Annotated in this window: 8 protein-coding genes; all 8 read right to left on the bottom strand. The window is 72.9% G+C overall.

Annotation, left to right across the window (positions count from 1 at the left end):
* Positions 1-179: 179 nt before the first annotated feature.
* The 8 genes from ACIRFL_RS30885 to ACIRFL_RS30920 all read right to left on the bottom strand — a co-directional run bounded on the left by ACIRFL_RS30885 (position 180) and on the right by ACIRFL_RS30920 (position 9721).
* A complete protein-coding gene (locus ACIRFL_RS30885; protein ID WP_404034790.1) occupies positions 180-1436 on the bottom strand; it encodes a cytochrome P450 in 1257 nt (418 codons plus the stop codon).
* Positions 1433-2050, bottom strand: coding sequence for a GTP-binding protein (locus ACIRFL_RS30890; RefSeq protein WP_404034792.1), 618 nt, complete (start codon positions 2048-2050; stop codon positions 1433-1435). The genes ACIRFL_RS30885 and ACIRFL_RS30890 overlap by 4 nt, the downstream gene beginning before the upstream one ends.
* Positions 2031-2387: a DUF742 domain-containing protein gene (locus tag ACIRFL_RS30895; protein ID WP_404034794.1), complete on the bottom strand. Its 357-nt coding sequence runs from the start codon at positions 2385-2387 to the stop codon at positions 2031-2033. The genes ACIRFL_RS30890 and ACIRFL_RS30895 overlap by 20 nt, the downstream gene beginning before the upstream one ends.
* The gene (locus ACIRFL_RS30900) at positions 2384-2803 is read right to left on the bottom strand and encodes a roadblock/LC7 domain-containing protein (protein WP_404034796.1); all 420 of its coding nucleotides are present in this window, start codon (positions 2801-2803) and stop codon (positions 2384-2386) included. Before ACIRFL_RS30900 ends, ACIRFL_RS30895 begins: the two co-directional genes overlap by 4 nt.
* A gap of 116 nt (positions 2804-2919) precedes the next feature.
* The gene (locus ACIRFL_RS30905) at positions 2920-4662 is read right to left on the bottom strand and encodes an ATP-binding protein (protein ID WP_404034798.1); all 1743 of its coding nucleotides are present in this window, start codon (positions 4660-4662) and stop codon (positions 2920-2922) included.
* Between the two features lie 375 nt (positions 4663-5037).
* On the bottom strand, positions 5038-5835 hold the full coding sequence (locus tag ACIRFL_RS30910; RefSeq protein ID WP_404034800.1) for an SAM-dependent methyltransferase: 798 nt from the start codon (positions 5833-5835) through the stop codon (positions 5038-5040).
* A gap of 185 nt (positions 5836-6020) precedes the next feature.
* Entirely contained in the window at positions 6021-6944 is a 924-nt protein-coding gene (locus ACIRFL_RS30915) for a hypothetical protein (RefSeq protein ID WP_404034802.1), read from the bottom strand.
* 305 nt (positions 6945-7249) lie between these two features.
* Positions 7250-9721 (bottom strand): SpoIIE family protein phosphatase, encoded by a 2472-nt coding sequence (locus tag ACIRFL_RS30920; protein ID WP_404034804.1) that lies wholly within the window; start codon positions 9719-9721, stop codon positions 7250-7252.
* Between the last annotated feature and the right edge of the window lie 974 nt (positions 9722-10695).

A 10695-nucleotide genomic window follows, 5' to 3' on the forward strand; every position in this document is an offset into this window, starting at 1 on the left:
CGAACCGGCGCGCCACCGCCACAGACAGGCGCGGCACCCCCACGGGCAGACGCGCCACTGCCGCGGACGAGTGCGCCACCGCCCGGGATGCCGTATGCCACCGCCACGGACAGGTGCGCCGCTGCCACGGTCGAGTGGGTCACCGGCACGGACCGGGGCGCTACTGCACGGTCGGTGCGCTATTGCACCACCGGTGTGAAGAGGGCCGGCAAGGCGGTCAGGCCGCGCATCCAGATGGACGGGCGCCAGGTCAGCTCCCCCGGGTCCGCCGCCAGGACCAGGTCCGGCAGCCGCTCCAGCAGCGTCTCGACCGCCGTACGGGCGATGACGTCGGCGAGCAGCGGGGCCGGGTAGGGGCAGCGGTGCTCGCCGTTGCTGAACGACAGATGGGCGGAGTTCTCCGCGCCGACGTGCGACTCGGGCCAGATCTGCGGATCGGTGTTGGCCGCGGCCAGCCCCAGCACGAGGCAGTCGCCCGCCCGGATCTGCCGCCCGCCGAGCTGGGTGTCGCGCACGGCCCAGCGGCCGATGAAGTTCTGGGTCGGCGTGTCCAGCCAGAGGACTTCGTTCAGCGCCTCGCCCACGCTGAGCCGGCCGCCCGAGACGTTCAGTGCGAACCGCTCGTCGGTGAGCAGCAGCCGCAGCGTGTTGCCGATCCAGTTGGCGGTCGGCTGCTGGGCCGCGGCGATCACGGAGATCAGGTCCTGGACGATCTCCTCGTCGGTCAGTCCCGCCGGGTCGAGCAGCATCCGGGAGGTGACGTCCGGGCCCGGCCTGTCCCGCTTCTCCTTGACCAGCCGCTGGATGCGCTCCCCCACCCGGGTGTAGGCCGCGACCGGGTCGTCGCCCTCCGCGGCGTCCAGCGAGATCCGCAGGTCGTCCACGAGTTGCTGGGTGTCGGTGCCCTCGTGCGGCATCCCGCACATCTGCACCGCGGCCCGCATCGGCAGGGCGTGCGCGTACGCGCTCATCAGCTCGGCCCGGCCGCTGCCGGCGAACGAGGCGATGAGCCGGTCGGCGATGATCTGGCAGTCGCGGGCGAGTTCGAACTGGTCGACGCCCTCCAGTGCCTGGGTGATCACGCCGGCCCGGCGCCGGTGCTCCTCGCCCTCGGTGAACAGCACCGAGGGCTGGTAGCCGACGAAGGGCAGCAGCGGCCAGTCGGCGGGAATGGCCGGCCACTGGTTCCAGCGCCGCGAGTCCCGGGCGAACAGCTCGTCATGGCTGGTCACATAGCTGACTTCGGTGTAGCCGAGCACGAGCCAGGCGGGCACGTCCCCGTCCAGCAGCACGGGCGCGACGGCGCCGTGCTCGCGCCGCAGGCTGCGGTACAGCTGTGCGGGCGCCTGCTGGTACTCCAGACCGGCCAGCGGCACCGCGCCCTCGTGGGCCGGGCAGCCCGGGGGCGGTGTGGGGTCGGATCCGGTGTCGGTCACGATGCGCTCTCCTTGACCGCGGCCATCTGGTAGAGGTGATCCACGAGGGTGATCAGCACGTCCTTGCCCGACGCCCGTACCCGCGCGTCGCATTCGATCAGCGGCACGTGCTCGGGCAGGCTGAGCGCCTGGCGAATCTCGTCCAGGGAGTATCGCGAGGTGTCGTCGTCGAAGCGGTTGACGGCCACCACGAACGGCGTCCGGTGCTGTTCGAGACGGTCGATCGCGTACCAGGAGTCGTTCATCCGCCGGGTGTCGACCAGCACGACCGCGCCCAGCGTGCCGGAGAACAGCCGGTCCCACAGGAACCAGAAGCGCTCCTGCCCGGGGGCGCCGAACAGGTACAGGACCATGCGGTCGTTGAGGCTGATCCGGCCGAAGTCGAAGGCCACGGTCGTGGTGGTCTTCGCCCGCACCCCGCTGATCTCGTCGACGCCGACACCGGCCTGCGTCATGACCTCCTCGGTGTTCAGCGGCCGGATCTCGCTCACCGAGCGGACCAAGGTGGTCTTGCCGACCCCGAATCCGCCCACGACGACGATCTTGAGTCCGGTCTCGGCGGCATCGGCCAAGGGCGCGCGGCTGGAAGGCAGCTCAGAGATTGCGGAGCCCATCGAGCACCTCCTTGAGAAGGGCGGTTTCGGGAAGCGAAGCGAAGGATTGCGCCGCGCGCGGGTGGCGTGCCGTGATCCGGCTGGTGGCCAGCAGGTCACCGAGCAGGATGCGCACCACGGTGATCGGGAGTTTCAGCTCCGCGGCGATCTCGACCACGGCCGTGGGATGCCGGCACAGTTCGAGGATCCTGACGTGTTCCGACTGCATGCCGGCGGTCGGCTCGCACTCGCTGACCACCAAGGTGACCAGGTCGAAGGAGTCGTCGGCACGGCTGCGCCCGCCCGTGACCGTGTAGAGCCGATCGGGATCACCGGTGTCCACGGGCCTGCGCATCACGAGGAGGCACTCCCCGTCACGGGCTGGCGGGGCTCGGCCCGCAGGTGCTCGCCGATCTGCTCGACCAGTTCCGTCATCTGGTTGCCGACCACGCCCGGGTCGGCGTCCTCGTCAGCGACCACGGCCAGGTGCGCGCCCTCGCCCGCCTCCACGATGAACAGCAACCCGCCGTGGAACTCGGTCATGGAGTGGCGGACGCCGCCGGTGCCGTTGCCGAACTCCACGGAGGCGCCCTGGGCGAGTGCCTGGATGCCCGAGCAGATCGCGGCGAGCTGGTCGGCCTGGTCCAGCGTCAGGTTCTCGGTCCAGCAGAGCTTCAGGCCGTCCCGGGACAGCACCAGGGAGTGACGCGTCCCGGGGGTGCGTTCCAGGAGGTTCTGCAGAAGCCAGGTCAGGCTGTTGTCGGTGGTCTGCATGGCAGGTGATGGGACGGTGGTGCCCGGTTGTCCGGTCACCGGCCCGTTCCTCCAATCTCGCGAACATGGGGCAGGGATGCCAGGGCTCTGGGCGCCGTACAAAAGGCGCCGTGGTGCTACTCCGGGACGGGCGGCTCGGACTCCGCTGCGCCGGACGGGGCGCCGCCGGCGGCGCCGGCCCGGCGTCCGCGGTGGAAGGCGCCGAACTGCGCGCCGGCGTCGCGGGCCGCCCCGCGGGCGCCCGGCCGGGTTTCGTCGCGCGCGGGGGCGTCGTCGGCCGCCTTGCGCTGCTGTCGTTCGAGTTCGGCCTCGGCCATGGTCCGGCCGGGGGCGCGCACCGGCAGCCCGTTGGGGGTGGAGCCGGCCGGACGCGGCGGGGACGGCTCCGGTTCGGTCGCGCGCGGGGTGTCCGGGCGGTCCGTGCCGAACAGGTCGCTCTCCACGGCGGGGGCGGGTCCGGGGGTGGGGATCACCGCTTCCGCGCGGGGTTCGGACGTGGCGGGGGCGGGCTCGCGCTGCTGGGCGAGCAGCTGGGGCGGAAGCAGGACGACGACGCCCGTGCCGCCGCGCGAGGAGGGCCGGAAGTTGACGCTGATGCGGTACTTGGCGGCGAGCCGGCCGACCACGGCAAGGCCGAGTCGGGTGCCCTGGAGCGAGGCGAGGTCGGTCGCCTGACCGGCCACCGCCTTCTCGGCGTGCCGCATCGCGGCGTCGGCCATCTTCAGTCCGCTGTCCTCGATGGTCACGACGATTCCGGCGGTACGTTCCTCCACGTAGACGTGGACCTCGTCGATGGGCGGCGAGAAGTTGGCGGCGTTGTCCATCAGTTCGGCGAGCAGGTGCATGACGCCCTCGGCCGCGTAGCCGGAGATCGCGGCCTGGGTCGAGCAGTGCATCCGGACCCGCTGGTAGGCGGCGATCCGGCCGACCGCGCCGCGCAGGATGCTCTCCATCACGATGGGCTTGTTCCAGGCGCGGCTGGAGCGCCCGCCCATGAGCAGGGCCAGCCGGTCGGTCATGAGACCGAGCTGGGAGGTGCTGTGGTCGAGGCGCAGCAGGTCGCCGAAGACCTCTTCCCCGTGCCGTTCCTGCATCTCGCGGAGGTCGGCGAGCATGCTGACGGCCTTGGCCTGGACCCGGCTGAGCGCCTTGGCCGAGGCGGCCTGTGCGGCGGCGGCGCGGCGCTCGCTGAGGGCCATCTCCCGTACGAACAGCTCCGCGGGCGTGCGCAGCAACGGCAGGCTGGGCCAGTCCAGTTCGGCCAGCACGACGTCGGCCGAGGCGCCCTCGCGCAGCCGGGCGACGGCGGCGGGCAGCGTCCGCTGCGTCAGCTGTTCCAGCTCCGCCGTCGCCCGCGCCGTCTCGCGCTGGGCCTCGTGGTGCTCGGCGCGGACCTCGGCGGCCTGCCGTACGGCGTCCTCCATGAGGGTGGCGAAGGTGTGCGTGATGCGCCGCAGTTCGGGTTCGGCGACGGAGGCGGCGCCCGCCAGGGCCTCGTCGGCGCCCGCCCCGTCCAGGAGTTGCTTCGCCACGGCCGGCAGGGCGACGTTCGCCACGTGCAGGGAGGCCGCGTGCTGCTGGGCCAGTTGTGCGTTGAGGGTGCCGATCTGCGCCGCCTGCTGGTCGGCGGTGCGGCGGGCGCGCCGCGAGAGCCGGGAGCCGACCAGGACGGAGCAGGACAGACACAGCCAGGAGGCCCCGGCCACCGCCAGCGTCCAGCCGCGGGCGGCCTCGGGGGCCGCCGCCGAGACACCGCCGGCCGCCGCGGCGGTCACCAGCAGCACGGCCGGGGGGACGGCCCGTGCGGCGCGGGACGCCTTGGTGGTCCGGGGCTGGCTGGTGGGAGCAGGCACTGACATTCCGCGGTCCCTCTGGTCCTTGAGAGCAGGGCAAGGTCGATCGGCACGCATCGACCGCAGGTCGGAACGGCTCCCACGGCAGCGGGTCCGTCCGGACGGCACCCGGCTCATGCTAGCCATCCCGCCGACCGCGGATACCGGACAAGTTGCGCAGTCCGCCCAGGAGCCAACTTCGTCGGAATTTGGCCACCCGAACGGGAGTGCGTGGTAGGGACTTTTGATCGATATCGACGGCGCAATGCCCCAAAGGCCCCGGCTTTCCCAGGGGTTACTCCCCGCCCACGGGACGTGCACCGCTCACGCCGTCGTTTCCCCGACCCAAGAGGCGATGATTTTCAGCCGATTACGGTTGGCGAGATGGCGTGTGCCGAGCGTTCAGGCCGTCTTGCGGGCCACGCCGCCGTAGAAGCCGATCGCGGCGGAGCCGTCCGGCGGCGGGGCGTCGGGGCGCCAGAACGGGACCTGGGCGAGGCCGGGTTCGACGAGTTCGAAGCCGTCGAAGAACCGCTCGACCGCGGCGTGCGAGCGCAGGTTCAGGGTGGCGGTGGCCCTGCCGTAGACGGCCTGGGCGGCGCTGCGGTCGGCGAAGTCGCCCGTGGCGTGCGAGAGCACGAGGTAGCTGCCGGCCGGGAGCGCGTCGCGCAGGGTGGCGACGACCTCCCCGGGCTTCTCCGCGTCGGTGAGGAAGTGCAGGACGGCCACCAGGAGCACGGCGACGGGCTCGTCGAAGTCGATGACCCGGCGGACGTCGGGGTGGTCCACGAGGGCCCGCGGGTCACGCAGGTCCCCGAGCACGATGCCCCGCTCGCCGGAGCCGCCGAGCAGCGCGCCGGCGTGCGTGTGCACGATCGGGTCGTTGTCGACGTACACGACCCGGACGTGCGGGGCCAGTTCGGCCGCCGTCTCGTGCACGTTGGGCGAGGTGGGCAGCCCGGTGCCGATGTCGAGGATCTGGCGGACGCCGCGGCCGACGACGTACCTGACGGCCCGCCGCAGGAAGGCGCGGTTGGCCTGGACGCCGATGCGCACCTCGGGCGCCGCGGCGGCGAGCGCGTCGCCCGCGTCGCGGTCCACCGGGTAGTTATCCTTGCCGCCCAGCAGATAGTCGTAGATCCGGGCGGGGTGCGGCCTGCTGGTGTCGATCTCCTCGGCGCGGAAGCCGTCCTGTCGCACGCTGGGCTCTCCTCTCGGTGACCGCCGCGGCCCCCTTGCCCGCGGCCGGCCACCACAGCCTTTCACATCAACTTCACTCTGCCCCAAGGCAGTTGGCGGACCAGACGCCCCGCACGGCGCCGCGCTCTCGGCCTGCCCGGGCCGGCCGGTCCGCGGGGATGCGCACCGGCCGGCCCGGACCCGGTTCACGAGCGGCGCGAGCGCCGTGCCACGGCGAGCGCCCCGGCGCCGAGGACGACGACGACAGCCGCGGCGCCGGCGATCGGGCCGACCGGGGCACCCGAACCCGTCTCCGCCAGCGGCGGCGCGCTGTCGTGGGGCGACGGCTCGGGGGTGGCGGGCGGGGCCGACTGCAGGGGCGGGACGTCCGCGCTGGTGGGGGGCGTCTTGGCCGGCTTGGGGGTGGTCGGCGCGGTGGTGGTGCCGGCGGGCGGCGTGCTGTCCGCGGGGGTGGCGGGCGTCGCGGGGGCCGTCGGGGTCGAACCCGGCTGCGAGGGGGTCGGGGTGGGCGAGTCGGGCGCGGACGGGGCGCACGCCTTGTCGCCGCCGTTCCACGCCGCGATGAGGTGATAGGGGGTGGCGACGTTGCCGGGCCGGTACGGCGCCGGGCCGTGGCCCTCGCCCGTGCCGCCGTCGTAGGTGACGTCGTCGCCGTACAGGTCGATCTGGCCGTAGCAGTCCGGGGACTTGACGGTGAGCCGCTGCCAGGTCCGCCGCGCGTCGTCCGGGCCTGCCATGTCCGCGGCGGTCAGATGGACGGTGGCCTTGTCGACCAGGGTCTGCCGGCCCGACGTCTCCCAGTCGGGGCCCTCTGTGGTGTATTCGGCCAGGGAGACGGGGTATGTGCAGCCCTCGGCCACGGACTGGCCCGGGGCCAGCCGGACCTCGACGGTTCCGGGGACGGTGTCCCACTGGTGGAAGCCGCCCTGCGAGGTCCAGTCGGCGCCGACGACGTTTCCGTCGGCGCCGACTATGCGGTACTGGACCGTGGCGGACTGGCAGCCGGCGCCCGTCGTGGCGCTCGCCGCGCCCGCCGTCCCGAGCACGGGGACGGCGGCGGCGAGGGCTGCGAGGGCGGCGACGGTTCTGGGGCGATACGAACGCGACAAGATGAGCCTCTGCGTCAGTGATGTGTGGGAGGTGGCGGGCGCGAGGAAGGCACACCGGCGCCGACCGACGTGGCCGACACACACCGACAGACACCGATGGAGACGGCACAGACGACGGACACACGGAATACATCCGATACGTCGGATACTTCGGATACGTCGGCGACAGCCGGGCAGGCCGGTCCGGACCGGTCCGGACCACTCGCACCCCTTCGCTCACTTCGGTCACAGCGAAGTAGCTGAATTCTTGTCACCTTTCACAACTCCCGTCAATCCTTCAGGAGTTCGCCATGCATCAGGCGGTCTCAGTAGGACGGCGGAATCTCCTGCTCGGCCCAGATGATCTTCCCGTCGGCCACGTACCGGGCGCCCCAGCGATGGGCCAGCTGAGCCACGAGGAACAGGCCACGGCCGCCCTCGTCCATGCTGCGGGCGTGCCGCAGCCGCGGAGCGGTGCTGCTGGCGTCGGCGACCTCGCAGGTCAGCCGGGAGTCACGGATCAGCCGCACCCACACGGGCGGCGAGCCGTAGCGGATCGCGTTGGTGACCAGCTCGCTGACGACGAGTTCGGTGGTCATGGCCAGTTCCGGGCAGCCCCACTGTGTCACCTGCCGGGTCGCCCGGGTGCGCAGGTCGGCGACCGCCGCCGGGTCGAGCGGCACCTCCCAGGAGGCGACCCGGTCGGCGCCCAGGCCGTGCGTGCGCGCCAGCAGCAGCGCGATGTCGTCGAGTTGCGGCGTGGGCACCAGTTGCTGCGCGGCGGTGCGGCACAGGGTGCCGAGGTCGAGGTCCGACCGGGACAGCAACTGGCCCAGCCGGGCCATGCCCACGCCCATGTCGCGGTCGATCCCCTCGACCAGGCCGTCGGTGTACAGGCCGAGCAGGCTGCCCTCGGCCAGTTCGATCTCGGTGGCCTCGAAGGCCACCCCGCCCAGTCCGAGCGGCGGCCCGGCGGGCAGCTCGGGAAAGGAGACCTGGCCGTCGGGGGTGACCACCACGGGCGGCGGATGGCCTGCGCGTGCCATCGCGCACCGCCGGGTCACCGGATCGTAGACGGCGTACAGGCAGGTCGCCCCGAGGAACGTGGTCACGGTCTGGTGGGACGCCTCGTCGTCGGGCTCCTCCTCGCTCAGCCGCAGCACGAGGTCGTCCAGATGGGCCAGCAGCTCGTCGGGCGGCATCTCCATGTCGGCGAGGGTCTGCACCGCGGTGCGCAGCCGGCCCATGGTCGCGGCGGCGGCGATGCCGTGCCCGACGACGTCGCCGACGACGAGCCCCACCCGGGCACCGGAGAGCGGGATCACGTCGAACCAGTCGCCGCCGACCCCGCCGGTCGCGTTGGCCGGCAGATAGGAGGAGGCCACTTCCATGGCCGTGCCGCCGGACAGGACGTGCGGCAGCAGACTGCGCTGGAGCGTGACCGCCGCCGTGTGCTCGCGGCTGTAGCGGCGGGCGTTGTCGACGCACAGCGCGGCCCGCGCGACCAGCTCCCGGGCCAGCAGGACGTCGTCCGGGTGGAAGGAGACCGGGTTGAGCGAGCGCATGAACGTGACGAGGCCCAGGACGGTGTTCCGGGCCCGCATCGGCACGGCGATCATGGAGTGCAGCCCGTACTCGCGCATCCGGGCCGCGCGGACGGGCTCCTCGGACACCCACAGCGGGTCGTCGGCGTCGAGGACGGGGGTGAAGATCGGGTCGCCCTCCACGAGCAGGTTCAGGTCGTGCGGCGGGGGGATGAAGTCCACCCGGTCGCCGATCTGCGCGACCGCCTCCGGGCAGCCGTCCCGCGCCGAGCTCAGGCCCGCCCGGCGCATCACGGGCCGTGCGGTGGCCGGTCCGGCGTCGGACAGCCACGTCCCGTGGCCCTGTGTGCTCAGCACCGGCTCCAGCAGGTCCACGACGACGAAGTCGGCGAAGCGTGGCACGGCGAAGTCCGCCAGCTCCTGTGCGGTCCGCATCACGTCGAGGGTCCTGCCGACGCTGCTCCCGGCCTCGTTGACCATGGACAGGAGGCGGCGCGCGTGCCAGCGCTCGGTGATGTCCAGGACCATGTAGCAGACGCCGGTGAGCGAGCCCGCGGCGTCGACCAGCGGGAAGAACGACGAGGAGTAGGCGTGCTGGCGGTGCGGATCGGCCCAGCTCCAGCCCTCGTACTCGTAGTCGATGACCGGGATTCCGGTCACCATCACCTTGCGCATCAGTCCTTCCAGCGTCTCCGCCTGAAGGCCGGGCAGCAGCTCGCTCAGCCGCTTGCCGAGCCGCTGCTCCCGGGGCACCCCGCCGAACCGCTCCAGGGTGTCGTTGAGCCAGATGTAACGCAGCTGGGGATCCATCACGGCCATGCCGACCGGGGAACGGGTCAGGAACCCGTCGAGGACGGACTGGCCCATCGTCCACTGCGGCAACTGTTCCCGGGCCGAGACCAGGAAGCACTCCTCCCCGCCGATGCGGAACGGCGCCGACACCCGCAGATCGACCTCGATGCGGTGGCCGTCCCGGTGCCGCAGCGGGACCAGGCCGCTCCAGCCCACGCCCTCACGGCACCGCTCCACGATGCCCGCGAGCCGCAGCGGGTCCCCGGCCAGCGCCAGCAGCCGGGCGCCGGAGCGGCCGACGACCTCCGGTGCGCCATAGCCGAGCAGCGCCTCGGCGCCGCTGGTCCACCCGACGACGGTGCCCCGCCCGGAGATCACCGCCACCGCGTCGTTGGACGCGTCGAAGGGATCGCGCGGCCCGGCGGTCGGGGGCGCTTCGGATCCATTTCGCCCAGATGCCATCTATCCCATCCTCTACACCACAATATGGTGCTGCTTGACCGCCGGATGTGCACGGCCCGAGCCGCAGGCACCCCCGGGCACCGAAGGTCCGGACGCCGAGCGGGACGGCATGGCGGCGGACCGTGACCAGGCCCCACCTGACAGAACGCCCAGCTCACCGAACCGAACACGGACGCTGCCGCGGAGGGCGACCGGGCCGACGCCCCGCGGGGAAGCGGTGCGCGGGGCCGGCAGCCGCGGTGGTGCGCCGCCGTGCATCAGGGCGGGCGGCAGGTGCCCGCGTCGACCGGGCGGCACTCCTGCTCGGCGCGGCAGCCGAACAGTTCCTCGGCGGCGGCGGTCCGGGACAGGTCCCGGCCGCCGGTGCACGGCCAGTGGGGCGGCGTCGAGAGCGTCGAGGGCGTCGAGGGCGTCGAGGCGTCGAGGGCGTCGAGGGCGTCGAGGGCGTCGAGGCGTCGAGGGCGTCGAGGGCGTCGAGGGCGTCGAGGAGACCATGGCGCTCGCGCGGATCCAGTGATGTGCGAAACGCCGCCGTCCCGGAAGGCTCGGCCGTCGGCCCCGGCGATCCGCGATGCGCCGACCGCCCTCGGCCAAGGGTTCGGCCGGCGGCTCGGTGCGGCCGGCGGTGGGTGGCGCCGTACCGTGTTCGGGTCTCGGAGCCGAGTGGGGTCCGGCGCGGGGCTCTCCCGGGTTCTCCTTGCCGGTGGCGGGCCGGCCGGACCCTCGCCGTCTGCCGCTGTGGCCTCTTCGCGCTCGCGGCCGACGGCACCGAGCGGCTGTGCGCGGTGGCCCAGGGCACGCTCGCGGTCATGGAGCACGCGCAGGGCTAGGTCCTGTCGTCAAACTCCCGTCGTTCGCCCGGAGGGCGGGCCCTGCGGGGTCGTGGGGGTCCCCCCTGGTCGAGCGGAGCCGAGAGCTTGGGGGAGCGTGCTCTCGGTGTGCCGGGCGCAGGTCCTCGTACTGGACGTACTTGG

The sequence above is a fragment of the Streptomyces sp. NPDC102462 genome, from assembly GCF_044765425.1.
Classification (GTDB): domain Bacteria; phylum Actinomycetota; class Actinomycetes; order Streptomycetales; family Streptomycetaceae; genus Streptomyces.

Bases quoted from the DNA above. Each gene is read 5' to 3' on its own strand.
- ACIRFL_RS30890 (WP_404034792.1), bottom strand. From the start codon at position 2,050: ATGGGCTCCGCAATCTCTGAGCTGCCTTCCAGCCGCGCGCCCTTGGCC.
- ACIRFL_RS30900 (WP_404034796.1), bottom strand. From the start codon at position 2,803: ATGCAGACCACCGACAACAGCCTGACCTGGCTTCTGCAGAACCTCCTG.
- ACIRFL_RS30905 (WP_404034798.1), bottom strand. From the start codon at position 4,662: ATGTCAGTGCCTGCTCCCACCAGCCAGCCCCGGACCACCAAGGCGTCC.
- ACIRFL_RS30920 (WP_404034804.1), bottom strand. From the start codon at position 9,721: ATGGCATCTGGGCGAAATGGATCCGAAGCGCCCCCGACCGCCGGGCCG.